Annotated in this window: 23 protein-coding genes; 9 read left to right on the forward strand and 14 right to left on the reverse strand. The window is 52.4% G+C overall.

The genetic code is table 11. The annotated features are described in order from the left end of the window. Positions 1 to 119: 119 nt before the first annotated feature. Positions 120 to 344 (forward strand): hypothetical protein, encoded by a 225-nt coding sequence (locus Q0L28_RS02805; protein ID WP_296631300.1) that lies wholly within the window; start codon positions 120 to 122, stop codon positions 342 to 344. Here Q0L28_RS02805 and Q0L28_RS02810 read toward each other — a convergent pair. From Q0L28_RS02810 to Q0L28_RS02830, 5 genes are all read right to left on the reverse strand, one after another. Continuing rightward, positions 330 to 974 (reverse strand): hypothetical protein, encoded by a 645-nt coding sequence (locus Q0L28_RS02810; RefSeq protein ID WP_296631302.1) that lies wholly within the window; start codon positions 972 to 974, stop codon positions 330 to 332. The genes Q0L28_RS02805 and Q0L28_RS02810 overlap by 15 nt on opposite strands. Beyond that, the gene (locus Q0L28_RS02815) at positions 971 to 2,239 is read right to left on the reverse strand and encodes a MurT ligase domain-containing protein (protein ID WP_296631304.1); all 1,269 of its coding nucleotides are present in this window, start codon (positions 2,237 to 2,239) and stop codon (positions 971 to 973) included. The genes Q0L28_RS02810 and Q0L28_RS02815 overlap by 4 nt, the downstream gene beginning before the upstream one ends. Positions 2,240 to 2,242: 3 nt before the next feature. After that, positions 2,243 to 3,970, reverse strand: coding sequence for an RNA polymerase sigma factor (locus Q0L28_RS02820; RefSeq protein ID WP_296631307.1), 1,728 nt, complete (start codon positions 3,968 to 3,970; stop codon positions 2,243 to 2,245). 139 nt (positions 3,971 to 4,109) lie between these two features. Then, positions 4,110 to 5,441: an MFS transporter gene (locus Q0L28_RS02825; RefSeq protein ID WP_296631309.1), complete on the reverse strand. Its 1,332-nt coding sequence runs from the start codon at positions 5,439 to 5,441 to the stop codon at positions 4,110 to 4,112. Between the two features lie 2 nt (positions 5,442 to 5,443). Continuing rightward, positions 5,444 to 6,355, reverse strand: a complete 912-nt coding sequence (locus tag Q0L28_RS02830) for a PAC2 family protein (RefSeq protein ID WP_296631311.1) — start codon at positions 6,353 to 6,355, stop codon at positions 5,444 to 5,446. Positions 6,356 to 6,391: 36 nt separating this feature from the next. Here Q0L28_RS02830 and Q0L28_RS02835 point away from each other — a divergent pair, with 36 nt between their 5' ends. From Q0L28_RS02835 to sucB, 3 genes are all read left to right on the forward strand, one after another. Next, positions 6,392 to 7,870, forward strand: coding sequence for a leucyl aminopeptidase (locus Q0L28_RS02835; protein WP_296631313.1), 1,479 nt, complete (start codon positions 6,392 to 6,394; stop codon positions 7,868 to 7,870). A 62-nt stretch (positions 7,871 to 7,932) separates the two neighbouring features. Further along, a complete protein-coding gene (lpdA, locus tag Q0L28_RS02840; RefSeq protein ID WP_296631315.1) occupies positions 7,933 to 9,309 on the forward strand; it encodes a dihydrolipoyl dehydrogenase in 1,377 nt (458 codons plus the stop codon). Positions 9,310 to 9,331: 22 nt separating this feature from the next. Continuing rightward, positions 9,332 to 10,666: a 2-oxoglutarate dehydrogenase, E2 component, dihydrolipoamide succinyltransferase gene (gene sucB, locus Q0L28_RS02845; protein WP_296631318.1), complete on the forward strand. Its 1,335-nt coding sequence runs from the start codon at positions 9,332 to 9,334 to the stop codon at positions 10,664 to 10,666. A gap of 21 nt (positions 10,667 to 10,687) precedes the next feature. On the opposite strand, the gene Q0L28_RS02850 is transcribed toward sucB, so the two are convergent. Further along, a complete protein-coding gene (locus Q0L28_RS02850; protein WP_296631321.1) occupies positions 10,688 to 11,155 on the reverse strand; it encodes a hypothetical protein in 468 nt (155 codons plus the stop codon). 102 nt (positions 11,156 to 11,257) lie between these two features. Between Q0L28_RS02850 and lipB the strand changes: the two genes are divergently transcribed. From lipB to Q0L28_RS02865, 3 genes are read left to right on the forward strand one after another with little or no spacing between them, the layout of a single operon-like run. Continuing rightward, a complete protein-coding gene (lipB, locus tag Q0L28_RS02855; protein WP_296631322.1) occupies positions 11,258 to 11,893 on the forward strand; it encodes a lipoyl(octanoyl) transferase LipB in 636 nt (211 codons plus the stop codon). Continuing rightward, positions 11,890 to 12,885, forward strand: coding sequence for a lipoyl synthase (gene lipA, locus Q0L28_RS02860; protein ID WP_296631325.1), 996 nt, complete (start codon positions 11,890 to 11,892; stop codon positions 12,883 to 12,885). The genes lipB and lipA overlap by 4 nt, the downstream gene beginning before the upstream one ends. 35 nt (positions 12,886 to 12,920) lie before the next feature. Next, complete coding sequence (locus tag Q0L28_RS02865; protein WP_296631328.1) at positions 12,921 to 13,625, forward strand: DUF4191 domain-containing protein; 705 nt, start codon at positions 12,921 to 12,923, stop codon at positions 13,623 to 13,625. A 7-nt stretch (positions 13,626 to 13,632) separates the two neighbouring features. Here Q0L28_RS02865 and Q0L28_RS02870 read toward each other — a convergent pair whose 3' ends face one another. Continuing rightward, a complete protein-coding gene (locus Q0L28_RS02870; protein WP_296631330.1) occupies positions 13,633 to 14,034 on the reverse strand; it encodes an RDD family protein in 402 nt (133 codons plus the stop codon). Between the two features lie 137 nt (positions 14,035 to 14,171). Here Q0L28_RS02870 and glnA point away from each other — a divergent pair, with 137 nt between their 5' ends. Continuing rightward, positions 14,172 to 15,596 carry a type I glutamate--ammonia ligase gene (gene glnA, locus Q0L28_RS02875; protein WP_296631332.1) on the forward strand — a complete coding sequence of 475 codons (1,425 nt, stop codon included), beginning with the start codon at positions 14,172 to 14,174 and terminating at the stop codon, positions 15,594 to 15,596. 129 nt (positions 15,597 to 15,725) lie between these two features. Here glnA and Q0L28_RS02880 read toward each other — a convergent pair whose 3' ends face one another. From Q0L28_RS02880 to Q0L28_RS02900, 5 genes are all read right to left on the reverse strand, one after another. After that, a complete protein-coding gene (locus Q0L28_RS02880) occupies positions 15,726 to 16,145 on the reverse strand; it encodes a cytochrome c oxidase subunit 4 (protein WP_296631335.1) in 420 nt (139 codons plus the stop codon). A 4-nt stretch (positions 16,146 to 16,149) separates the two neighbouring features. Next, positions 16,150 to 17,817 carry a cytochrome c oxidase subunit I gene (gene ctaD, locus Q0L28_RS02885; protein WP_296631338.1) on the reverse strand — a complete coding sequence of 556 codons (1,668 nt, stop codon included), beginning with the start codon at positions 17,815 to 17,817 and terminating at the stop codon, positions 16,150 to 16,152. A gap of 4 nt (positions 17,818 to 17,821) precedes the next feature. Further along, a complete protein-coding gene (gene coxB, locus Q0L28_RS02890; RefSeq protein WP_296631340.1) occupies positions 17,822 to 18,667 on the reverse strand; it encodes a cytochrome c oxidase subunit II in 846 nt (281 codons plus the stop codon). A 158-nt stretch (positions 18,668 to 18,825) separates the two neighbouring features. After that, positions 18,826 to 19,167, reverse strand: coding sequence for an iron-sulfur cluster insertion protein ErpA (erpA, locus tag Q0L28_RS02895; RefSeq protein WP_296631342.1), 342 nt, complete (start codon positions 19,165 to 19,167; stop codon positions 18,826 to 18,828). 44 nt (positions 19,168 to 19,211) lie between these two features. After that, positions 19,212 to 20,618 carry a dipeptidase gene (locus tag Q0L28_RS02900; protein WP_296631345.1) on the reverse strand — a complete coding sequence of 469 codons (1,407 nt, stop codon included), beginning with the start codon at positions 20,616 to 20,618 and terminating at the stop codon, positions 19,212 to 19,214. A gap of 35 nt (positions 20,619 to 20,653) precedes the next feature. On the opposite strand from Q0L28_RS02900, the gene Q0L28_RS02905 reads away from it, so the two are divergent. After that, on the forward strand, positions 20,654 to 21,196 hold the full coding sequence (locus Q0L28_RS02905) for a DUF3043 domain-containing protein (protein ID WP_296631348.1): 543 nt from the start codon (positions 20,654 to 20,656) through the stop codon (positions 21,194 to 21,196). Here Q0L28_RS02905 and Q0L28_RS02910 read toward each other — a convergent pair. Both Q0L28_RS02910 and Q0L28_RS02915 read right to left on the reverse strand, forming a co-directional pair. Further along, entirely contained in the window at positions 21,193 to 22,215 is a 1,023-nt protein-coding gene (locus tag Q0L28_RS02910; RefSeq protein WP_296631350.1) for a quinone-dependent dihydroorotate dehydrogenase, read from the reverse strand. The genes Q0L28_RS02905 and Q0L28_RS02910 overlap by 4 nt on opposite strands. A gap of 101 nt (positions 22,216 to 22,316) precedes the next feature. After that, positions 22,317 to 24,795 (reverse strand): vitamin B12-dependent ribonucleotide reductase (locus tag Q0L28_RS02915; RefSeq protein ID WP_296631353.1); only part of this gene is annotated, 2,479 nt, incomplete at its 5' end.

Consider the following 24,795-nt stretch of genomic DNA (forward strand, 5'->3'; position numbering starts at 1 on the left):
GCTGGTTCTGACACTCCAACCCCCAAGAAACGAACTATTCGCAGTTAGCGAAATGCGGGTGAACTTGGGACTTTTTTGCAGATTCGTGTGTTGATATGGAGCGAACGAAAGGTAGACCCATGCAACCACTAGAAGAAACCACCACAGAGAACGAAATCACTGAGGTTGGCGCACTCAAGGCAACTGACCGTTGCGACGTTTGCGGTGCACAGGCCTACATTCGCGTTGAGTTGGCAACCGGTGAATTGATTTTCTGTTCACACCACGGCAACGAGAAGCGCGCCAAGCTTGAGCCAATTGCAATCTCTTGGCACGACGAGAGCGACAAACTACTCGCTCGCTAGATCTTTCTCTAGCTTCCAAACTTCAGCAACTAAGCCGTCTGCGTAGGCGGCTTTTTTGTTGCTCAAAATCTCGGCATTCATGCCGTGCGCCTGCAATAAATCACTCAGGATAGCGTCTGCCAGCTGTGAGTTTTTGGCAAGCACTGGCCCGTGCAGATTGATCGCCAAAATCGAACCGTGGCGAGCAACTACCGGCAGGTCAGCTTCAGAGTTGAGATAGCCAAGCAATTCGTGGCCTTCAAACTCAACCACTTCAAATTTAGAAACTCGATCTAGCAAATCAAGTTCACCCGAAAGCAAGCCAACGCCAGCTTCACCGACAGCGGTTTGTTCAAATAGCATTTCGTAGCCGGTTGCAATTGCAAGAAGCTTCACGCCTCGACTAATGAATGATTCCAACTCACTTTTACGCGCAATCAAATCAGCACGAATTGCGTTCCAAGCGGCAATCGAACCGTGGCCGATGATTATGAAATCGGCATCGGCATCAATTGGTTGACCGGCTTCTACAACCTGAATGCTCGAAGGAACACCTGCCCAATCGAGGCGACGACGCAACACCTTGATGTTGGCGAGATCACCATTTAGATTCAGGTGGCCAGGGTAAAGGACTGCAAATTTAATGCTCATCGCTCTACCGCCTCTGGGTCAGTGAAGCCAAGCATTCTTCGAGTGCGGCGCATGGCATCCGCAGAAAAAATCACAGTTCTAATTGAATTGGTTGGCGCCGGCAGAGCAAAGAATTTATCTAGTGCGGTCTGCAAATCTTCTTCAATGTCATCCATCGGAATATTGTCGTAAGCCAGTCGCAAAGCAATCTCGGCAAAGTTATAACCGGCTACCACATCCACGCGCTTGATCGCCGACATGTCAACTGTCCACAGCCATGAAGGATCGTGTACATCGCGGCCAATTGCAACCATCAGCCGTTCTGGCTGACCAACTAGGTTGTCTAGGTTCAACTGCATGCTCATTGGGTTTTGCACCAAGATGAATTCAACGTCTTCGCCATTTACCTTGGCAATCTCGCCTCGGGCAAAAACGGGTGGCAACTCATCCAAAGTCTTTGCGGCAAGTTGAGCGTCGAACATATCGCCCAAATAACGCCTTGCGCTTTCGAGTGCAGCTGAGGCATCTAATGCAAAGTGCACTCCGCGGTTTGGCAGCGCAAAATTCACCGGATAGTTGCCAACTCGACCACTCGCCTGCTTGCCATTCAAGCGATCAATTTGAGTGTCTGCTTGAGGGCGAGGCAACACGGCCTGATAAGTAGGTGCATTGCCAAGGCCATGCTTTGAAGCTGAGATGAGCGCGCCTTCTAAACCAAACCAAGAAGTTTTAGAGCTTTGCACTTCTTTGTTGATAAGCAGAATGTTTTGGTCGTCGGCATTCAAGATCAAAGCGCCGGTGCAGCGCTGCGCAACATCACGAAGTTTTTCACGCACCACAGCTGGGTCAATGAATCGATCGAGTTGATCTTCAAGCACATTCAGAATGGTCACCTGTCGTGGTGAAACTCGCTTAGTGATTTCGGCGGCGTGCCCTTCGTCCATTTCAAGAATCGCTACATCGCCCTTCAGATTTCCGAAGGCATCCGAGCTCTGAATTATCGAGGAGAAAAAACCTTGTTCGATGTTTGCAGTAGAAGGGTTGGTGAAAACCTCTTTGCCATGTGCGCGCGCAATGGCAACCAGCATCTTGGTGGTGGTTGACTTGCCAGCCGAGCCGGTGACGATTACTAAACCATCGGCAAAATGTGCCAAGGTTTTTGCCAGCAAGCCTGGCGCAATCTTTGACAACACCAAACCTGGCAAGGCAGAGCCTCCACCGGGCCTAACCACTCGAACCAGCTTGCGAACAATTCGGCCAATAAGAATGGCTGGCAGATAGAACATGAACTAGTTCTCTAGATAGTCGCGCAGCATCTGTGAACGTGAAGGGTGACGAAGCTTTGACATGGTCTTTGATTCGATCTGTCGAATGCGCTCGCGGGTCACGCCAAACTCTTCTCCAATTTGGTCGAGAGTCTTTTGCACGCCGTCACCCAAACCAAAGCGGCTGCGAATAACGCCAGCTTCGCGTGGGTGCAATGAATCTAGGATGCGCTCAAGCTCACGCTGCAGCATGGTGAAACCAACTGCGTCAGCAGGAACAACTGCTTCGGTGTCTTCAATCAAGTCACCGAACTCGCTGTCGCCATCTTCACCAAGCGGTGTTGAAAGTGAGATTGGTTCGCGGCCGTACTTCTGAACTTCAACAACCTTTTCAGGTGTCATGTCTAGTTCACGAGCAAGCTCTTCTGGGGTCGGTTCGCGACCAAGATCTTGAAGCAACTGACGCTGCACACGAGCGAGTTTGTTAATAACTTCAACCATGTGAACGGGAATACGGATGGTACGAGCCTGGTCTGCCATTGCGCGGGTAATTGCCTGGCGAATCCACCAGGTTGCATAAGTCGAGAACTTGTAGCCCTTGGTGTAGTCGAACTTTTCAACCGCACGAATTAGACCAAGGTTTCCCTCTTGAATCAAGTCAAGAAACTGCATTCCGCGACCGGTGTAGCGCTTTGCCAACGAAACAACCAAACGAAGGTTGGCTTCTAGCAAGTGACTCTTGGCGCGCTGGCCGTCTTTTACAACCCACTTCAGGTCGCGTTCCATTTCTTTTGAAATGCGCTTGTCGGTGGCAAGTTTTTCTTCAGCAAATAGACCAGCTTCGATGCGCTTTGCCAACTCAACTTCGAGCTCTGCGTTTAGCAACGCAACCTTACCGATTTGCTTTAGGTAGTCCTTAACCGGGTCAGCGGTTGCACCGGTGATGGTGGTTGACTGCGCCGGGATGTCCTCTTCTTCACGGTTTGACAAAACCAAGGCGCCTTCAGGCACAACAATTTTGTCTCCGTCTTCAGGCTCTTCTTCAGGAAGTTCTTCTTCAACAGCTGTGATGTCAACCAGGGCCGCTGCCTCAGCAACGATCTCTTCTGGCGATTCAAGCTCTAGTTCTTCATCGTCTTCGTCATCTGCCAAACCCTTTGGCAACTTTGAAGCCTTCTCTGGCTTGGCTTTTGCAGCCGGGCCGGCAGACTTTGCTGCAGCTTTGGTTGCAGTCTTGGTGGCTGGTTTGGCCGCAGCCTTGGCAACTGGCTTAGCCGCAGCCTTCGCGGCCGGTTTTGCATCAGCCTTAGCAACAGGTTTAGCTGCCGCTTTGGCGGCAGGCTTAGCGGCTGGTTTGGCCGCAGCCTTGGCAACTGGCTTAGCCGCAGCCTTGGCAACTGGCTTAGCCGCAACCTTAGCCGGAGCCTTTGCAACTGGCTTGGCTAGGGTCTTGGTGGCTGGCTTCGCAGCCGGCTTTGCGGCAGGTTTAGCCGCAGCCTTGGCAACAGGCTTAGCTGCAGGCTTTGACGCGGCCTTCACTGCTGTCTTGGCAACAGGCTTGGCGGCAGCTTTTGCAGGGGCTTTTGCCACTGGCTTTGAAATTTTAGGGGCTGGGGCAGCCGATTTTGCTGGTGTTGAAATTTTCTTGGGTTCCTTACTTGCTTTAGTTTTGTCCCCCGAAGACTTTTCATTAGAGCGCAACAGTGCACCCAAGAAGCCACGCTTCTTGCCGGTTGCCTGTTCTTTAGCCATGTTTTCCTCTTGACTCCCCCGCCAAGCGATGTGTCGCTCAGCCCATTTCGGGCATTACTAAGACCCATGTCAAGTCGGAAAATTCTCCGAATGACTGGGTCTTGTTGGCAATTATAGCCTGCGTTCGGCTCTAAAAAGGCTATTTAGGGCGTTTTGCATATAATCGTTCTCTAGCCACAACATGCAATGGCCTAAGGATTATTCCCTGCTCTTCTTCTTTTTTCTTGCGAGTCTTGCGGCGTTCGATGCTGAAAAAGGTGATGCCAATCGCCAGGGCGACAAACTCAACACTCATGGCCCAGCGAAATCCCTCGAGACTGTAAAGCGAGACCTGATTTCCAATCGAAGCCTGATAGCTCTTGTAAACGTCAAGAATCATTCCGGCAAAAAACATCATGATGAAAGTTGCGCTGAAACCGCCAACGTTGATGAATCCATTCGCTGTGCCAAGGCGGTTCTTATCAACAAACGATTTCGAATAATCAAAAGCGATCATCGAAGCTGGCCCGCTTGCGGCCAACACAACGACCAAGAGAATAATCATCCAGAACGGTGCGCGTCCAGGCATCGCCACTATCAGACCCCAAGCCAATGCAATTAGCGAGATGAATAGGTACACCAAATTCGATCGACGGTGCGGATGAGAGTGGGCAAACTTTGCAATCTGGGGGCTGACAAAAAAGCCGATCACGGTAAAGAGGCTTAGCAAGAGTGAAGCGTTGGCCGGGCTGATTCCTTGGCCCTGCACCAAAAACGGATATCCCCAAAGGAGCAAGAAAACCGACGGTGCTGATTGCAAACAGAAGTGAGTCCAAAACGCTAAACGCACACCGGGGTGTCGAATGTTTTCGCCCAACAATTTGAATGCGTGCCGAAGTGTTTCAGGTCGCGCCCCAGCATGACTACCCTCACGGTCGTCAACCACGAGAGCGAAACTCACGAACACCAAAATCAGAGTGATTACTGCCAGCCACATAAACGAAAGGTTCCATCCGAGGTGAACCAAAACAAATGCGAATGGAATTGCAGAAACAGCTTGGCCCAATTGCCCAACGTTGGTTAGTAGCCCCTGCATGCGCGTTGCCTGCTTACCCACGTACCAACCGTTGACCAAACGAATCATCGAAATAAAGACAAAAGCATCGCCCGCGCCAACCAGCAGGCGGCCAATCACAGCGGGAGTAATTGACTCAGAAAATGCCACGATAAGTTGCCCGATGCTCATCAACACTGCACCAGAAATCAAAAGTTTTTTAGCACCGAATCGATCCAACAAAATTCCCACTGGAATTTGCATCACGGCATAGGCAATCAATTGCACCACCGCAAGGGTTGAAAGTGCAGCGGCGGTTACGTCAAAACGTTCGGTTGCAGCAAGTGATGCAATACCCATGCTGCTGCGGTTTGTTACCGCAACCAGATACGCGAATGCTCCGGCAATCATTACAAGTGTTGCGGAGCGATTCTTCACGATTATTGTTCGTCGGCTTCGTTGCGGCGACGGTTCGCCAAATAGCTTTCAAGTTCTTCAGCAATTTCTTCGGCCGATGGCATCTTTGAACGCGGCTTGCTAATTGGGGCGAGCATCATGTTTGAGCGCGAGTTGGCATAGCCCTGCTCAAGCGAGGTAACCACCTTGGCTAGTTCTTCGTTCTTCTCGATTTGCTCGTTGAGTTTGGTCAAGAAAACCACCCCCTCATCGCGAAGCGAATCGGTCTCAAAAACCAAACCGGTTGCAGCCGAAACTTGCTCAAGTGCCGCAACTGCAGCCTGAGGGAATTCGCTGTCGCTCAGATAGTGCGGAACCAACATGACGAAACCGACGGTGTTGATTCCGGCTCGGGTGAGGTTGTATTCAATCAAGTGCAAAATGTTGCCCGGCACTTGGGTCTGTGGCTTCCACTCCGAAACAGCTTCGATGATGTCTTGGCGATTTCCAGAAACTGTGATGCCAACCGGGCGTGAGTGTGGAATTGGAAAAGGAATTGCGTGAACCCAAGTGAGGTCACGAACTTCTAGCACTTCAAAAATCTCAGCAAAGGCCTCTGCAAATGCTTCCCATTTGAAATCAGGTTCGTAGCCGTGCAAGTACAGAAAAGGTTGATTGGCTTCGTCGTGAACCAAGTAGATTCCGAGCACGGCAGGTTCGTAGTGTTCAATGTGGTCGCGCTCAAAGAAGAACACTGGGCGACGAGAACGGTAATCAAGCAACTCATCGTTGCTGAACTGAACAATCAACTCATGCTCAAAGTTGGCAAAAATGTTGTCAGCAATTTGACTGTGGGTTCCGCCGGCATCGGTGAAGCCGCTCAAACCAGCAAGCATGTGCAAACCGCGTGGTGCAGTGTCGAAACCATCTAGGTATTCAAACAACTCATCCGACATAGCCATATCCTAACTTCCGCCGATTACGATTGGCTCATGATCAAGCTCACTGCAACCGCAAAAGTCGCCGCATTCACAAAAAACCAAGCCATCGTTATCGGTGTCAAATCTGTTTCTAAGAAACTTCAACTTGTTGAACACACAATTGATTCCGCTTGGTTGAGCGAACTAAACCTCGAAGCACTCGGTGCCAGTGCAAAGGCCGAATCAATCATCCGAGTTTCAGCTCCAAACGGATCAGTGGTGGCCTTGATCGGGGTCGGCAACGACGAACTTGACGAAGACAACCTGCGCGAACTTGCCGGTGCCGCAGCTCGAGCCCTTGGCTCAATTGAAAACATCGTTTTTGATCTACCTACCTCGGATGCGCGCGACGCAGCCGCAATCCTTGAAGGAGCAGCCTTAGGTCAGTATGAATTGACCACATATAAAGGAACAGATTCAACCGGCTCAATAAAGACCAAATCGGTGACTGTGGTTTCTGCCCACAAGGTTTCGGCTGCTGCCATTGCCAAGGTCAACATCGTGGTTGAAAGCATCCGAGCCACTCGTGACTTGGTAAACACCCCGCCAAATGTTCTATTTCCGGCAGCCTTTGCCAACATTGTTGCCAAGCGCGTGAAGCCGCTCAACCTTGAAGTTCAGGTTTGGGATGAAAAGGCTTTGGCAAAAGACGGCTTCGGCGGAATTCTTGCCGTGGGTGGCGGATCTTCTCGCCCACCTCGCCTAGTGAAGATCGATTACCGACCAAAGGGCGCCAAAAAGCACCTGGCCCTAGTTGGCAAAGGCATCACCTTTGATTCGGGAGGCCTCTCCCTTAAGCCAGCCGAAGGCATGGTTGGTATGAAGTACGACATGACCGGTGCTGCCACGGTTTTCGAAGCTTTAGTCACGATCGCAAAGCTTGCCTTGCCGGTGCATGTCACAGCTTGGCTTTGCCTAGCCGAAAACATGCCTTCGGGCACCGCCCAGCGACCAAACGACATCATCAAGGTTCGCAATGGCAAAACCATTGAAGTGCTCAACACTGATGCCGAGGGTCGCCTAGTTCTTGCCGACGGCCTTTCAGCTGCCAGCGAAGAGAAGCCAGACCTAATCATCGACGTGGCAACTCTTACCGGCGCCGCCACCATCGCACTGGGCAACCGATACGCCGGGCTGATGGGCACATCCGAAGCAATTTCGGCAGTTGAGGCTGCCGCATTCGACACCGGCGAGCTAGTTTGGCACATGCCACTGCCTGCCGAACTGCGCAGTCTGCTCAACTCAGACCTAGCCGACATTGCCAACGTGAAGATTGGCAATCGCGCTGGTGGCATGCTGATTGCGGGTCTTTTCTTGCGTGAATTCATTGGCTTCGCCGACAAGCGCAACGAGAAGAAAATCGAGTGGGCACACCTGGATATTGCCGGCCCGGCCAACAACGACGCTGCCCCTTATGGCCACACCACGAAGGGTGGCACGGGCGTGATGTTGCGCACACTTGTGTCGGTTGCCGAGGGCATGGCTCGCTAAATCTGGCTTCAGAGAGTAGTAAAGTTTGAAGTGATTGCGAACCTCTAACGAAAGAAAAATAAGTGGCTGACCACAACTTTGACGTTGTAATTCTCGGAGGCGGAAGTGGCGGCTATGCAGCAGCACTTCGCTCAGCACAGCTTGGTAAGAGCGTTGCTCTTATCGAAAAATACAAACTTGGTGGCACCTGCTTGCACCGCGGATGTATTCCAACCAAGGCGCTGCTTCACTCAGCAGAAGTAGCAGACAGCGTTAAAGATGCTGGCCACTATGGCGTAAACGCCACCTTTGGTTCAATCGACATGCCAGCGGTCAACCAATACCGCGATTCAATCGTTGACCGACTATTCAAAGGCCTAACCGGCCTAGTTGGTTCAAAGAACATCACCGTGGTTCAGGGCGAAGGCCGTTTGGCTGGCCCAAAGACCGTCCAGGTTGGCGGCGACTACTACAACGGCCAAAACCTAGTGCTTGCATCTGGTTCATACAGCCGCTCACTACCAGGCCTAGAAATCGGTGGCCGCGTAATTACTTCTGAGCACGCACTGCAGCTTAACTTTGTGCCTAACAAAGTCATCGTTCTTGGCGGCGGTGTTATCGGTGTTGAGTTCGCTTCTATCTGGCGTTCATTCGGCGCCGAGGTAACCATCGTTGAAGGCCTACCAAGCTTGGTGCCAAACGAAGACCCAGCGGTTAGCAAGGCTCTTGAGCGCGCGTTCCGCAAGCGCGGCATTGACTTTAAGACAGGCGTTCGTTTCTCTGGCGTGCAGCAACATGAAAACGGTGTTGTGGTCAGTCTTGAAACTGGCGAAACCCTAGAAGCTGAATTGATGCTTGTTGCTGTTGGTCGCGGCCCAAACACAGCTGGTCTTGGCTACGAAGAACAAGGCATCACCATGGATCGCGGTTACGTTCTAACCAACGACCGTTTGCAAACCAACATCCCGGGTGTTTATGCAGCTGGCGACATCGTGCCTGGTTTGCAGTTGGCTCACCGAGGATTCCAGCAGGGCATTTTCATTGCCGAAGAAATCGCTGGACTAAAGCCTGCGGTTATCGACGAAAACGGAATTCCTAAGGTGACTTACTGCGAGCCTGAAATTGCATCGGTTGGTTTGACCGAAGCAAAGGCCAAAGAGCAATACGGCGCCGACAACGTTTCAACTTATGAATACAACCTTGGCGGCAACGGCAAGAGCCAAATTCTTGGCACTGCTGGTTTCATCAAGTTGGTTCGCAAGAACAACGGCCCAGTTCTTGGTGTTCACATGATCGGTTCTCGCGTTGGCGAGCAGATTGGTGAAGCACAGCTAATCGTTAACTGGGAAGCCTACCCAGAAGATGTTGCAACACTTATTCACGCACACCCAACCATGAACGAAGCTATCGGCGAAGCACACCTAGCACTTGCCGGCAAGCCACTTCACGCACACGCATAATTCCCACAAGGAGCAAATACAAATGAGCGAATCAGTAGTTCTTCCAGCGCTAGGCGAAAGCGTAACCGAAGGCACAGTAACCCGTTGGCTAAAAAAAGTTGGCGACACTGTTGCCGTCGACGAGCCACTAGTTGAGGTTTCAACCGACAAGGTTGACACCGAGATTCCTTCACCGATTGCCGGTGTTATCGAACAAATTTTGGTTCAAGAAGACGAGACCGTTCAGGTTGGCGCAGTGCTTGCAATCGTTGGTTCAGGTTCTGGCGCTGCTGCTCCAGCAGCTGCACCGGTTGCCGCACCAGTAGTTGAGGCTCCTGCCCCAGTTGCCGCCCCTGTGGCTCCACCGGCTCCAGTTGCAGCGCCAGTGGTTGCCGCACCGGTTGCTCCAGTGGTTGCCGCACCAGTTCAGACTTCAACTCCAGCAGGCACCGTTGATGCAGGTTATGTCACTCCTTTGGTTCGCAAGCTTGCTCAAGAAGCTGGCATCGACCTAACTCAGGTGCTTGGCACCGGTGTTGGTGGCCGCATTCGCAAGGATGACGTTTTGGCAGCAAACTCTGCCCCAGCTCAAACTTTTGCGTCAGCACCTGCCGCTGCCAAGCCAGCTGCTGCTCCATTTGTTCCAGGCGCTGCATCACCACTTCGCGGCACTACCGAGCCAATGTCACGTTTGCGCAAGGTTCTTGCCGAGCGTGCCGTTGCTTCGATGGTCTCAACTGCACAGTTGACCACCGTGGTTGAAGTTGACGTCACCAAGATTGCCCAGCTTCGTCAGCGCGTTCAGCAGCAGTTTGTTGCCAAGACCGGCGGCAAGTTGAACTTCATGCCGTTCTTTGCACTTGCTGCAGCCGAGGCACTTCGCGTGCACCCAAAGCTAAACGCAACCATCGATGGCGAGAACATTGTTTACCACGGCACCGAGAACATCTCGTTTGCAGTTGACACCGAAAAGGGTCTGCTAACTCCGGTTATTCGCGATGCTTCGACTTTGAACATTGCGCAGATTGCACAGCAGATTGCAGATCTTGCAGCTCGCACTCGCGCCAACCAGTTGAAGCCAGACGAGCTTGGTGGTGGCACATTCACTTTGACCAACACTGGTTCACGTGGTGCGCTATTTGACACCCCAGTGGTGTTCTTGCCACAGGTTGCAATTCTTGGAACCGGAATCGTGAGCAAGCGCCCAGTAGTTGTGACCGACGCTGATGGACAAGAGTCAATCGCGATTCGCAGCATGGTTTACCTAGCATTGTCTTATGACCACCGCTTGGTAGACGGCGCTGACGCAAGTCGCTTCTTGGTTGACGTCAAGTCACGCCTAGAAGATGCAAACTTTGATTCAGTTCTAGGTCTATAAAGTTTCAAAAGATTGACCCGGTTAGTTTTCTAACCGGGTCAATTTCTTTAAGTTCCACTTTTTGTCGGCCAGATATTCCGTTGCCGTGAATGCAAAAATCTGATTTTCACATTCAACTGTTATCGAGCGATTTCGAAAGCCGCCCAGTTGTTGCGTTGAATTCACATTGACACTCATTGAACCAGGCAAAGCTTGATTCGCCATAAGTCGAGCTTCAATTGCCGCGGCGCTGCAACCTGGCGCAAGGGCATCCGAGGTGAATTTGACCGAGCTCTTTGATGGTTCAACGGCTTTTGAGCTGGGCCAAAATGCCAGGGCTAGCAACACCAAAACCGCCGGTACAAAAAACGCATATAGCGGCATTTTTTTGCGCTCGCGCATTTGCAAACCGGCTATTACCCGGTAGCGACTGCCACCGAATTTTGCGATGCTGGGCTCAAGCCCGGCGGCCTGCATGCGGCGATAGCGCACCGGCCAACTCTGCATCATTGGCTAATCCAACCAATCTGAGTTGCCGGAAATAACGTCGGCCAGCTTTGTGTTGATAACTCAGTTCGAACCATTAGCAAAGCGATTGTTTAGACTTAACCAATGCCTGAATTCCTAATCAAGGGCCTGGCGCCGAATTTCATCGGCTACGAGGCCGCCTGGGATTTTCAGCGCACCATTCACGCCGAGGTAGCTGCCGGCACTCGCCCAGACACCGTGATTCTGCTGGAGCACGAGAGCGTCTTCACGGCTGGCAAGCGCACCGAAGACAGCGAGCGACCAACCGACGGCACCCCCGTAATCGATGTTGACCGCGGCGGCAAAATCACTTGGCACGGCCCGGGTCAGCTGGTGGGCTACCCAATCATGAAGCTTCCCCAGCCAATTGATGTGGTTGGTTACGTGCGCTGGCTAGAACAAGTGCTAATCGATTCGATCGCCGAATTTGGTCTAAAAACTGAGCGCGTTGAAGGCCGCAGCGGAGTTTGGGCGCCAATTGGCGACACCCACGTGAAAGTAGCCGCCATTGGAATTCGAGTGGCCGACCACACCACGATGCATGGCTTTGCACTCAACTGCAACAACTCGCTAGACCCGTATGACACGATTATCGCCTGCGGCATTCGCGATGCTAAAACCAGCACACTCAGCGAACTGCTGGGCAAAGAAATCACTCCGCAAATGGCCGCGGTTGTTATTCAGAAACACCTAAAAGAGATTGGCAAGGTTCAACTGTGACCGAACAGAAACCAGAGCGCAAACTGCTTCGCATCGAGGCGCGAAACACCGCGGTGCCAATCGAAAAGAAACCTGAGTGGATCAAAACCACCGCCAAGATGGGCCCTGAGTACCAGGCGCTACAAACTTTGGTCAAGGGTGAAAACCTGCACACCGTTTGCCAAGAGGCCGGCTGCCCAAACATTTTTGAATGCTGGGAAGACCGCGAAGCTACATTCTTGATTGGTGGCTCACAGTGCACCCGTCGCTGTGACTTCTGCCAAATTGACACCGGTAAACCAGACGACTTTGATGCCGATGAACCGCGCCGCGTGGGCGACTCAGTGAAGCGCATGAACCTGCGCTACGCAACGGTCACCGGAGTAGCCCGTGATGATTTGCCTGACGAAGGCGCCTGGCTTTACGCCGAGACTATCCGCCAGATTCACCAGCAATCAACTGGCACCGGCGTTGAAATCTTGGTGCCTGACTTTTCTGGCAACCCAGATTTGCTGCGCCTGGTCTTCGATGCCAAGCCCGAAGTCTTTGCCCACAACGTTGAAACCGTGCCTCGCATTTTCAAAGAGATTCGCCCAGCATTCCGGTATGACCGCTCTTTGGATGTCATCACCCAAGCTCGCGACTATGGCTTGGTCACCAAGAGCAATTTGATTCTTGGCATGGGCGAAACCCACGAAGAAATTTCGCAGGCGCTGCAAGATTTGCACGATGCCGGCACCGATATCATCACCATCACCCAGTACCTTCGCCCAACCCCGAAGCACCACCCGGTTTCGCGCTGGGTGAAGCCTCAAGAGTTTGTTGAGATGAAAGAAGAAGCCGAGGAGATTGGCTTCTTGGGTGTGCTTTCTGGTCCGTTGGTTCGCAGTTCATACCGAGCCGGTCGTCTTTGGGCGCAGTCTATGCAGAAGAAGGGGTTGGAGATTCCGAGTCAACTTCAGCACCTTGCCGATGCTGCCGCCGCGCAGGGCTTTGGCCAAGCGGTTCACTAAGGTTTAGAGCTCTTTCCAAGCGATAAACTCTTCCAATGGCAAAAAACGACGCAAAACCAAAAACCCAAAAAGCTCCTGGCCAGTTTCGCCAACTTTGGAGCATGTACAAGCTGACAGCTAAGAGCGACCGCACCTCGGTTGTCTACGCAGCGGTTGCGTTGGTTATTCCAGTAATTATTGGCCTGGCGCTAAGTTTCATCACCGCCCCGGGCAACGTTCTAAACCTCGTCATAACCCTCATCACCAGCCTCATGCTGGGTGTTTTGTTGGCAATGGTGGTCATGTCTCGTCGCGCCGAGCGCGCCGCCTATACCCGCATTGAGGGTCAGGCCGGTGCCGTTGGCGCTGTGCTTTCTTCTGGCCTGCGCCGCAACTGGCGCGGTGCCGAAATGCCGGTGGCATTCAACCCACGCACCCGTGAAGCCGTTTATCGCGCAATTGGCCCTGGTGGCGTTGTGTTGATTGGTGAGGGCACCCGCAAGGGGCTGACTACCCTGCTTGAAGACGAAAAAAAGAAGATCGGCCGAGTTTTGCCAGGCGTGAACATTGAGGTTCTGCTGGTCAACACTGAACCGGGTGGCGTGCGCATTTTTGAACTAACCAGGACTCTTTACAAGCTCAAGAAGGTATTGAACCGCAGCGAGGTTTCTCTGATCTCCAAGCGCCTTGCCGCACTGGGCATCAACATTCCAGTTCCTAAGGGAATTGACCCAACCAAGGTGCGCATGCAGCGCCGCTAGGCAAAAACTAGCGCAACACCAGAACCGTGCCGGCAGCCTTGTCGTGCAAACCACGATTGTCGTTATCCCAAACCACGGCTGGAATAACCAGCAAAATCAAGGCAATCCGCAGCAGCGAACGCCATGGGCCAACCCACTTGCCGTCAAGCCTTGCTACCCGCAGGCGCATTACGGTATGGCCAATGCCGGCACCAAGAGTCGCCACCAAAATCCACTGCTGCAGCCCATAAATCAGCAGCGTTGCGGTTGGGTCACCACCAAAAAATGCTTGGGATACCAGCATCGACAGACCCCAATCAATCAAGATGGCCAGTGTGCGCTTGCCCATCTTGGCCAGGCTGCCGGGGCCCGATTCGGGCAATCCGAGGCGTTTGCCAGCCCAGTTGGAAGCGGGTTTTGAAGAAGTCATTTTGCCAGCCTAGGCGAAAGATTTACATCGCCGAAACATTGCGTGAACACCAGGGCAACCAAGGCTGGATAGACTTTGTTGGATGGCCTAAAGACGCGCCAGTCTCCTTATTTCCGAAATTTGAAGGGATCCCCCCTATGTTCAAATCTGCCTCCGAGGTAGTGAAGTACATCAAGGACAACAACGTTGAATTCCTTGACGTACGTTTCACCGACCTACCAGGTGTACAGCAGCACTTCAACCTTCCAGCTCAGCAGATCGACGAGCAGTTCTTCGTTGACGGCCAGCTGTTCGATGGCTCATCAATCCGCGGTTTCGCATCGATCAACGAATCAGACATGCAGTTGATTCCAGATGTGACCACTGCTTACATCGACGCATTCCGCGTTCGCAAGACTCTTTGCATGGTGTTTGACGTTTACAACCCACGTAATGGCGAGATCTACGGTCGTGACCCACGTCAGACCGCTAAGAAGGCTCAGGCTTACCTAGCCACCACCGGCATTGCCGACACCGCATTCTTTGCTCCAGAAGCTGAATTCTTCATCTTCGATGACGTTCGCTACGAATACAAGCAGAACGGCTCAATGCACTTCATCGACTCAGACGAAGCTGCTTGGAACTCAGGCCGCGAAGAAATGGGCGGAAACCTAGCAAACAAGACCCCTTACAAGGGTGGCTACTTCCCGGTTTCACCAACCGACAAGCACGCTGACATGCGCGACGACATCGTTGCCGAGTTGCTAGCTGTTGGCCTAGAGGTTGAGCGCAGCCACCACGAAGTGGGTACTGCTGGCCAGGGCGAGATCAACTACAAGTTCGACACCCTGCTTTCATCAGCAGACGACATCCTGAAGTTCAAGTACATCGTTAAGAACGTGGCAGAGCGTTGGGGCAAGACCGCAACCTTCATGCCAAAGCCCCTTTTCGGCGACAACGGTTCAGGCATGCACGTTCACATGTCATTGTGGAAGGAAGGCAAGCCTTTGTTCTACGACGAGTCAGGCTACGGCGGTCTTTCAGACATCGCTCGTTGGTACATCGGTGGAATCTTGAAGCACGCTCCATCGCTTCTAGCATTCACCAACCCAACCGTAAACAGCTACCACCGTCTAGTTCCAGGCTTCGAAGCTCCAGTAAACCTTGTTTACTCAGCTGGTAACCGTTCGGCTGCTATCCGCATCCCAATGACTGGAACCAACCCGAAGGCAAAGCGCATTGAGTTCCGTGCGCCAGATGCCTCTGCAAATCCATACCTAGCCTTCGCAGCAATGCTTATGGCTGGTCTTGACGGAATCAAGAACCGCATCGAGCCACACGCTCCGGTTGACAAGGACCTATACGAGTTGCCACCAGAGGAAGCAAAGCTTATTCCTCAGGTTCCTGGCAACCTAGAGGACTGCCTAAAGGCTCTTGAGGCCGACCACGACTACCTATTGCAGGGCGACGTGTTCACCAAGGACCTAATCGAGAACTGGATCGACTACAAGCGTGAGAAGGAAATCAAGCCTCTGGCTCTTCGTCCTCACCCTTACGAGTTCGAGCTTTACTACGGCGTGTAATACAGGCTGTAATTGCAAAGGGGTCGGCGAAAGCCGGCCCCTTTCTTTATACCCGGTTTCAGACTTGTCAATCGATTCCGCGGGTAAGGAAAAACCCACCATCGCTGGTGGGTTTTTTATTTAGATCTTTTAGTGAGCGTATTGGCCACGGTGGTGTTCGAATACGAAACCAATTAGCGCAACCAATGCAAGTGGAAGGGCAATGAAGAACATCCACCAGCCAACAGCAAGCGATGCAAAAGTCATGGCACCGAATAGACCCAAGAAGAATGGCCACCAGCTCCATGGAGCGAAGAAACCGATCTCTGAGTCACCATCTTCGATGTTGGCATCGAAACGGTCTTCAGGCAGCTGACCTTGGTGCTTGGCGGTGTTCTGCATGAAGAAGCCGAGGAAAATCGACATCAAAGAAAGCATCGAGATGGCTGCTGTGCCAATTGGCTCAACAGTCTCCCAGTTGTTGGTTAGACCAAACCACACGGCATAACCCACAGCGTCAACGCCGTAGAAAACACTTAGCCACCAAAAAAATGCAGCATTGAACTTCATGTGACTAGCCCTTCTTGCTTACTTTTGCCTTTGCAGGAGCAACAACCTGAAGCTCCTCGTGGGCAAAGTCTGGGTGGTGCAGATCAAAGGCCGGAGACTCTGAACGAACGCGTGGAATAGAGGTGAAGTTGTGACGAGGGAACGGTGTTGCAGTTGCCCACTCGAGTGAACGACCGTAACCCCATGGGTCATCAAGGGTGGTCTTTTCGCCCTTGCGAGCTGTGATGTAGATGTTCCACAAGAAAGGAATCATCGACAACGCCAGCAATACTGCACCAGCGGTAGAAACGCCGTTCATCCAAGTAAAGCCATCTTCAGGCAGGTAGGTTGCGTAACGACGTGGCATGCCGATGACACCCAACCAGTGCTGAATTAGGAAGGTCATGTGGAAGCCAAGGAACAACAACCAGAACTGAATCTTGCCAAGACGCTCGTTTAGCATCTTGCCTGTCATCTTTGGGTACCAGAAGTAGATTCCGGCAAACATTGCGAACACAACGGTTCCGAACACCACGTAGTGGAAGTGAGCAACCACAAAGTAGCTGTCTGACAGCTGGAAGTCGAGAACTGGAGAAGCCAAGATCACACCGGTTAGACCGCCGAAGATGAATGTGGTCAAGAAACCTAGTGAGTAAAGCATTGGGGTCTCAAAAGTTACAGAGCCCTTCCACATGGTTCCAATCCAGTTGAAGATCTTCACACCGGTAGGCACTGCAATCAACATGGTGGTGAACGCGAAGAACGGCAACAGAACCGAACCGGTGACGTACATGTGGTGAGCCCACACGGTCATCGAAAGCGCAGCAATTGCGATGGTTGCATAAATCAAAGTCTTGTAACCAAAGATTGGCTTGCGGCTAAACACCGGGAAGATTTCTGAAACGATGCCAAAGAATGGCAAGGCCAAAATGTAAACCTCTGGGTGACCGAAGAACCAGAACAGGTGCTGCCAAAGCATTGGGCCACCGTTGGCTGGGTCAAAGATGTGAGCATCGAAACGACGGTCTGCACCAAGTGCGAACAGCGCTGCTGCAAGTGGCGGGAAACACATGATTACCAAGATTGAGGTAACCAAGGTGTTCCAAGTGAAGATCGGCATGCGGAACATAGTCATACCAGGCGCACGCATAGTGATGATTGTGGTGATGAAGTTCACACCACCCATGATGGTTCCGAAACCGCTGAGTGCCAGACCGAAGACCCACAGGTCTCCACCGAGCCCTGGCGAGAATGTGCTGTTAGAAAGTGGCGCATAAGCGAACCAACCGAAGCTTGCTGCACCCTGAGGAGTGAAGAAACCGGCTACCGCAACGAATGAACCGAAGAAGTAGAACCAGTAGGCAATTGCGTTTAGACGCGGGAACGCCACATCTGGGGCACCAATTTGAACTGGCATCAAGATGTTTGCGAACGCAGCGAACAACGGGGTTGCGAACATCAGCAACATGATTGTGCCGTGCATGGTGAACAACTGGTTGTACTGCTCTTTGGTTTCAACAATGTTCAACCCAGGTGCTGCCAGCTGTGCGCGGATGACCAATGCCATTACTCCACCAATTAGGAAGTAAAGGAATGAGGTAATGAGGTAAAGGTAACCGATCTTTTTGTGGTCGGTTGTGGTGAGCCAGTCGACCAGAATCTGGCCCTTGGTTTTCTTAACAGCGGTAGCCATTTGCTTATCCTCTGATCTCTGGGTTGTCGCCAGGAAGGTTCTGGTTGCGGTCATAGTTGCTGTCTAGCTGACCCTGGTTGCCGGCTGCTGCTAGCTCTGCCATGTGGGCATCGTATTCAGCCTGAGGTACGACCTTGACGTTGAACAACATCATTGAGTGGAACTCTCCACAAAGCTCGGCACACTTGCCCTTGTAGGTGCCAACAACCTGTGGAGTGAAGTACATGTGGTTCACGCGACCAGGGAACATATCCTTCTTGTACAAGAAGTCGATTACCCAGAATGAGTGAATTACGTCGCGTGAGGTCAGGTCTACGGTTACGCTCTTGCCAACTGGCAAGTAAAGCACTGGCAAAGTGGCTTCGCTGCCTTCTTGGCCTTCGAACTGTGACTGAATTCCGCTGTCATAAACGTTGTTGTTTACGTAGTTGAAGTCCCAGCTCCACTGCTTTCCAATAACTTGGATGGTGTAATCGCTAGCAACCGGCTTTTCGATTTCTGCTATGTCGCGCGCGGTGAAAGCAAAGAAGCCCACCACAAGAATTAGTGGAACCACGGTGAACATGGTTTCGATTGGGTTGTTGTAACGAAGTTGAGGCGGCGTGTGTGTGTCGCCCTTGCGACGGCGGTAAACAATGATTGCGTAAATCATTAGACCCCAGGCAATGATGCCAACGCCCCAAAGAACGATCCAAGAGGTGGTCCAAAGACCAACAATTCGATCGGTGTGGTTGGTTACCCCAGGAACACCTGGCTCAAGACCTCGTTGGAACTCCTGCGGGGTACATCCGCTTAGGACCAGCATCAGTGAAGCTAACGCCGGAATGGCTGCCCACTTTAAAACACGCATTTTATGCACAATCGACCCTTCAAATATCGAATCGTTACGGCTCCTATCCTATGCGCTGTGAATCGCCTGAGATGCCATAAAACGCGGGGTTGGCGCTGTTTTAAATCAAAAAAATCCCGCCGACCACTCGGTCGACGGGACTATTTGTAAAAAGATTTTTAGTTGAATGAATCGCCACAGGCACATGAGCCAGCAGCGTTTGGGTTGTCGATAACGAAACCCTGCTTCTGAATGGTGTCTTCGAAGTCGATGGTTGCGCCATCTAGGTAAGGCACGCTCATCTTGTCGACAACCACTTCAACCCCGTTGAACTCGGTAACCTTGTCGGTCTCCTGCAAGGTCTCGTCGAAGAACAACTGGTAGATCAATCCTGAGCAGCCGCCCGGCTCAACAGCCACGCGCAGGCGCAGGTCATCGCGACCTTCGGCTTCAATCAGGGTGCGAACCTTTACCTGAGCTTGCTCGGTAAGTGAGATTCCAGATTCGATTGTTTGAGTCATTTTCAGGCCTTTTTTATAGACGGGCTGGTGTTGTCAATGATAACTCAGGGCAGCCTTTTAACATTCCCACCGAGCAACAAAAGAGTCTCGGCAATCATGGCGCGTTTGAGCGATTCAAGGTGCACCGACTCGTTTGGGCTATGCGCACGGCTGTCTGGGTCCTCGACTCCGGTTACCAGAATCTGGGCCTCGGTGAAAACCTCGGTTAGGTCGGCAATAAAGGGAATCGAGCCGCCGATGCCGATATTCACCGATTCGGCCTTCCAAGCCGCGGCCAATGCCCGACCGGCCAGTTGACTCGCCCATTTTGAAAGGTCGGCCTCAAATGGCTTGCCCAATTCCACCTCGCCAAAGCTGATTTTCGCTCCAAATGGCACATTTTGCGCCAAATGCTGCTGCAGCAGGTGCAATGCCTCGGATGGGTCTTGACCCGGTGCGATTCTTAGGCTGATTTTGGCTTTCGCTGTTGGTAGCAGGGTGTTTGAAGACAGGGCCACGGATTGGCCGTCAATGCCAATTACGGTGATAGCCGGCTTAGTCCAGATGCGATCCAGGATCGCTCCCTCGCCAATTTGGTCAACCCCGTCCAAAAGGCCCGAATCCTTGCGCAAATCGGCCTCTGAATAGTCAATTGGGGCGGCCTGGCCCGAAATCAGGCCTTTCACAGCCACATTGCCGCGGTCATCGTGCAAGCTGGCCAGCAGTTGCACCAGCGCGAGCATCGCGTCGGGCACTGCTCCCCCATACATGCCCGAGTGCAGCGCGTGGTCAAGGGTTTGCACCTCGACGACCAATGAAACTAGGCCACGCAAGGTGGTGGTTAGCGACGGAGTCTCGGTGGTGAGGTTGCCTGAGTCGGCCACCACGATCACATCTGCGGCCAGATCGGCGCGGTTCTCTTCGAGAAAATTGCGGAAGGTGGGCGAACCGGCTTCTTCTTCGCCCTCGATGAACATGGTGATGCCAAGGTCAAAGTCGTCGTTCAGCAAAGTTTTCAACGCACGGATAGCCGCGAGGTGCACGACGATGCCAGCTTTGTCGTCGGCAGCCCCGCGACCGAATAGTCGACCAGCTTTTTGCACCGGCTCGAACGGCGGGGTCTGCCACTGATTGGCATCGCCGGGTGGTTGCACATCGTGGTGGGCGTAAAGCAAAAAGGTTGGCTTGCCATTTTTGGCAGCGCGTTTGGCCAACACTGCGGGTGCGCCGTCTTTTCCGTTGACTGCCGAGCGACGAACGTCGACAAAATCAAAGACACCGGTGGCCTCAAAAAGTCTGGCCACGGCTTGAGCGCTTAATTCAAGGTTGTTGGCGTCGAAAGCATCCCAAGCAATGCCTTCGATTTTTACCAGCTCAATTAATTCGGCGAGTGTGCCGTCAAAACTTTGAGCAATAAGTTGCTCGACGTTGGGAGTTTGATCGGCGATGACTTGGAATTCAGTTTGGGTCATGAGAGTAATCTATAAGTCAAACGTAAAGGACCCACATGTCAGAGCAAGAAACTTCAGGCAAGGCAAGCGGCAAAGGCCGCCCAACTCCATCTCGCAAGCAACAAGAAGCCGCACACAAGCGTCCTCTGATTGGCGAGCGAACTCCTGAGGCCCGAAAGGCTGCGAAGGCGGCGGCGGCAGAAGAACGTCGCAAGGCTCGAGTTGGCATGGCATCTGGTGAAGAAAAGTACCTGCCGATGCGCGACCGTGGTGCCCAAAAGAAGTTTGTTCGCGACTTCATCGATTCACGTTTCACCATTGGTGAAATTGTTTTGCCATTTATGTTCTTGGTGATTTTGATTTCTGGACTCAACGACAAAATTGTTCAGTTAGCCGTTTTGGTCTCAATGTGGGTCGTTATGTTTGCAGTGGCAATCAACGCTTTTATTCTTGGCCGCATGGTTTCAAAGCGCCTAGCCGAAAAATATGGCGAAGAAAAAGTTGAAGCAGGCGTCAAGTGGTACGCGGCAATGCGCTCGATTCAGATGCGCCCAATGCGCATGCCAAAGCCGCAGGTTAAGCGCGGCTTCAAACTCTAACGGCTAAGGGTTCGGTTGATTTTTCTAGCCCAACCCGGCCCTTGATAAATAAACCCGGTGTAGCCCTGCACCAAAGTTGCGCCGTTTAGCAATCGTTCGCGAACTTCATCCGCAGTTTCAACTCCACCAACCGAAATAATCGCAACGCGGCCATTTAGTCGGGCGTGCAGAATTCGCAACACTTCAAGCGACCTAGCCTTTAGCGGCGCGCCAGAAAGCCCGCCGGCACCAGCGGCTTCAACCGCAGCTTTTGAAGTCTTTAGATCTTCGCGCGAGATTGTGGTGTTGGTTGCAATCACGCCGGCGAGGTTTATTTCGCGGGCCAAGTCGGCAACTGCCAAGATGTCTTCGTCGGCCAGGTCTGGCGCGATTTTTACCAGCACAGGCTTGCCGAGTGCCTCATCGAGCACGGCATTCAAAATTGGGCGCAGTGCATCTACATCTTGCAGTGAACGCAAGCCCGGAGTGTTTGGTGACGAGACGTTCACCGCGATGTAATCGGCAACCGGTGCCAGAAGTCTCGCGCTAGCACGGTAATCGGCCTCGGCTTCTTCAACTGCGACGGCACGACTCTTGCCGATGTTTACGCCAATTACTGGCAAACGATTTGGGTGGTTTGAGCGAAGTGTCTCGAGGCGCTTGGCAACTAACTGGGCACCATCGTTATTGAACCCCATGCGGTTAATCAGTGCACGATCTGGAATCAAACGAAAGAGTCTTGGCTTTTCGTTGCCGGGTTGCGGCAGTGCAGTGACCGTGCCCACTTCAATGTGAGAAAAACCTAGTTCACCCAGAGCCCTAATTGCCACGGCGTTTTTATCGAACCCAGCAGCCAAACCAAACGGAGCATCAAAGTGCAAACCGAAAGCTTGCACCGCTCCTTTGCCACTCGGCTTTAATTTTGCAAATTTAGTGATTCCCAATGCGCCTGCGAGGCGAATGGCAAACATACCCAGGTGGTGTGCCGCTTCCGCATCCACGCGGGTGAAAAATAATTTGAAAATCAAACGATAAAGCATTGTTCAAGGTTACCCTTCTGGTTGCGAGTGGAGCCTTTAAAGCCCAAAAGGGCCAGCGCCTAAGCAGCTGGCCCCTCCGGAGCTAGTGTTGCGTTTGCGATTTAGCTGCAACCGCTAGTTGATCCACAGCCTTCACACACGTGGCATGAACCCGATGGGCGCATCTTGATTCCACAGCTGAAGCAAAGTGGTGCGTCTGACTCGGTGCCCTGCAGCATTTCAAAAAGTTCTGCTGATGAGTGAACTTCTTTCTTGCTGGTGATTTCAACTGACTGAACAGTTGTAGCCGCTGCTACTGGTGCAACCGGTGCAACTGGAGCTGATGTTGCCTCAACAACATCGGCTGCCGCTACTGCGGTTGCCGGTGCAGCAACAACTGCATCAACTGAACCGTATGAACCAGATGCATCCAACGCTGCTGAACGCTCAGCTGCGGTGTAGATGCCAAGGTAGCTGCGGGTTTCTGCAGGCAGGTGGTCAAGGGCAATACGACGGAAGATGTAGTCCATCAATGACTTAGCCATGCGGATGTCTGCGTCATCGGTTAGACCAGACGGCTCGAATGTCGAGTTGGTGAACTTCTGCACGAATGTCTCTAGTGGAACACCGTACTGAAGGCCAATCGAAACTGAGATTGAGAATGCATCCATAACACCGGCAAGAGTTGAACCCTGCTTGCCTAGCTTGATGAACACTTCGCCAACGCCACCATCTGGGTATGAACCAACGGTTAGGTAACCTTCAGCGCCACCAACGGTGAACGAAGTGGTTGATGAAGGGCGTGACTTTGGCAGACGCTTGCGCACTGGGTGAGACATTGGCACAGCAGCAGCTGGAGCTTCTGCAGTCTTGGTCTTGGTCTCAGTCTTTGCCTTTGCATCTGAAAGTGGCTGGCCAACCTTGCAGTTGTCGCGGTAGATAGCCAAGGCCTTCAGGCCCATCTTCCAACCCTGGAAGTAAACGTCGGCAATCTCTTCACGAGTTGCAGTTTCTGGCATGTTCACTGTCTTAGAAATTGCACCAGACAAGAACGGCTGAACTGCAGCCATCATGCGCACGTGACCCATTGGCTCAATTGCGCGGATGCCCACTGCTGTGTCGAAGATTGCGTAGTGCTCGGTCTTTAGACCAGGTGCGTCAACGATGTGACCGTGGGTGCTGATGTGATCGATGATCGCTTCGATGGTCTCTTGTGAGTAACCAAGACGGTGCAAAGCAAACGGAATGGTCTGGTTCACGATCTGCATCGAACCACCGGTTGACAACTTCTTGTACTTAACCAATGAGAAGTCAGGCTCGATACCGGTGGTGTCACAGTCCATCATGAAACCGATGGTGCCGGTAGGTGCAAGCAATGATGCTTGCGAGTTGCGCCAACCGTTGCGTGAACCAATTTCGGTGTTCAGTGCCCACTGCTGCTGAGCAGCTGCGTTTACCTGACGGTCAATATCAGACACTGCACGAACCTGGTGCGCAGCAGTTTCGTGCTTTGCCATTACGCGGTCGTGACCGGCCTTGTTCTTTGCATAACCTGCGTATTGACCAACAACACCGGCGAGCTCTGCTGAACGACGGTATGCGCTAGCGGTCATCAGTGAGGTGATGCCAGCTGCAAGAGCAAAGCCCTCTTCGCTGTCATAAGGAACACCGATTGCCATTAGCAATGCGCCAAGGTTTGCATAACCAATGCCTAGCTGACGGAATGCGCGGGTGGTCTCACCAATCGCTTCGGTTGGGAAGTCTGCGAAACAGATTGAGATATCCATCGCGGTGAAGATCAACTCGTTTGCCTTGATGAAGGTCTCGGTGTCAAATGAACCGTCAGGAAGCAAGAACTTCAAAAGGTTTAGCGAAGCCAAGTTACAGCTTGAGTTGTCAAGGTGCATGTACTCAGAGCAAGGGTTTGAACCAGTGATGCGACCTGACTCTGGGCTGGTGTGCCAGTCGTTGATGATGTCGTCATACTGGATGCCTGGGTCGGCACACTGCCAAGCAGCGTCTGCAATCTTGCCCCATAGCTCGCGAGCGTCAACTTCTTCAATAACTTCACCGGTGGTGCGCGCACGCAAACCGAATGAAGTGCCGTGCTCAACAGCCTGCATGAACTCTGCGTTTACACGAACTGAGTTGTTGGCGTTCTGGTACTGAACAGAGTTGATGTCCTTGCCACCAAGCTCCATGTTGTAGCCAGCGTCGCGCAGAACGCGAATCTTGTCTTCTTCGCGAGCCTTGGTCTCGATGAATTCTTCGATGTCTGGGTGGTCAACATCAAGCACAACCATCTTTGCTGCGCGGCGGGTTGCGCCACCTGACTTGATGGTTCCTGCAGATGCATCGGCACCACGCATGAATGAAACCGGGCCAGAAGCTGAACCGCCTGAGCTTTTTAGAAGCTCCTTTGAAGAGCGGATGCGTGAAAGGTTTAGACCTGCACCTGAACCGCCCTTGAAGATCATTCCTTCTTCGCGATACCAGTTAAGGATTGAATCCATTGTGTCGTCAACTGACAGGATGAAACATGCCGACACTTGCTGAGGACTCTTGGTTCCAACGTTGAACCAAACTGGAGAGTTGAAGCTG

The organism is Rhodoluna sp. (assembly GCF_024639375.1).
Taxonomy (GTDB): domain Bacteria; phylum Actinomycetota; class Actinomycetes; order Actinomycetales; family Microbacteriaceae; genus Rhodoluna.

Bases quoted from the DNA above. Each gene is read 5' to 3' on its own strand.
- Q0L28_RS02805 (WP_296631300.1), top strand. From the start codon at position 120: ATGCAACCACTAGAAGAAACCACCACAGAGAACGAAATCACTGAGGTT.
- Q0L28_RS02810 (WP_296631302.1), bottom strand. From the start codon at position 974: ATGAGCATTAAATTTGCAGTCCTTTACCCTGGCCACCTGAATCTAAAT.
- Q0L28_RS02815 (WP_296631304.1), bottom strand. From the start codon at position 2,239: ATGTTCTATCTGCCAGCCATTCTTATTGGCCGAATTGTTCGCAAGCTG.
- Q0L28_RS02820 (WP_296631307.1), bottom strand. From the start codon at position 3,970: ATGGCTAAAGAACAGGCAACCGGCAAGAAGCGTGGCTTCTTGGGTGCA.
- Q0L28_RS02830 (WP_296631311.1), bottom strand. From the start codon at position 6,355: ATGTCGGATGAGTTGTTTGAATACCTAGATGGTTTCGACACTGCACCA.
- Q0L28_RS02835 (WP_296631313.1), top strand. From the start codon at position 6,392: ATGATCAAGCTCACTGCAACCGCAAAAGTCGCCGCATTCACAAAAAAC.
- sucB (WP_296631318.1), top strand. From the start codon at position 9,332: ATGAGCGAATCAGTAGTTCTTCCAGCGCTAGGCGAAAGCGTAACCGAA.
- Q0L28_RS02850 (WP_296631321.1), bottom strand. From the start codon at position 11,155: ATGATGCAGAGTTGGCCGGTGCGCTATCGCCGCATGCAGGCCGCCGGG.
- lipB (WP_296631322.1), top strand. From the start codon at position 11,258: ATGCCTGAATTCCTAATCAAGGGCCTGGCGCCGAATTTCATCGGCTAC.
- Q0L28_RS02865 (WP_296631328.1), top strand. From the start codon at position 12,921: ATGGCAAAAAACGACGCAAAACCAAAAACCCAAAAAGCTCCTGGCCAG.
- Q0L28_RS02870 (WP_296631330.1), bottom strand. From the start codon at position 14,034: ATGACTTCTTCAAAACCCGCTTCCAACTGGGCTGGCAAACGCCTCGGA.
- glnA (WP_296631332.1), top strand. From the start codon at position 14,172: ATGTTCAAATCTGCCTCCGAGGTAGTGAAGTACATCAAGGACAACAAC.
- Q0L28_RS02880 (WP_296631335.1), bottom strand. From the start codon at position 16,145: ATGAAGTTCAATGCTGCATTTTTTTGGTGGCTAAGTGTTTTCTACGGC.
- ctaD (WP_296631338.1), bottom strand. From the start codon at position 17,817: ATGGCTACCGCTGTTAAGAAAACCAAGGGCCAGATTCTGGTCGACTGG.
- coxB (WP_296631340.1), bottom strand. From the start codon at position 18,667: ATGCGTGTTTTAAAGTGGGCAGCCATTCCGGCGTTAGCTTCACTGATG.
- erpA (WP_296631342.1), bottom strand. From the start codon at position 19,167: ATGACTCAAACAATCGAATCTGGAATCTCACTTACCGAGCAAGCTCAG.
- Q0L28_RS02900 (WP_296631345.1), bottom strand. From the start codon at position 20,618: ATGACCCAAACTGAATTCCAAGTCATCGCCGATCAAACTCCCAACGTC.
- Q0L28_RS02905 (WP_296631348.1), top strand. From the start codon at position 20,654: ATGTCAGAGCAAGAAACTTCAGGCAAGGCAAGCGGCAAAGGCCGCCCA.
- Q0L28_RS02910 (WP_296631350.1), bottom strand. From the start codon at position 22,215: ATGCTTTATCGTTTGATTTTCAAATTATTTTTCACCCGCGTGGATGCG.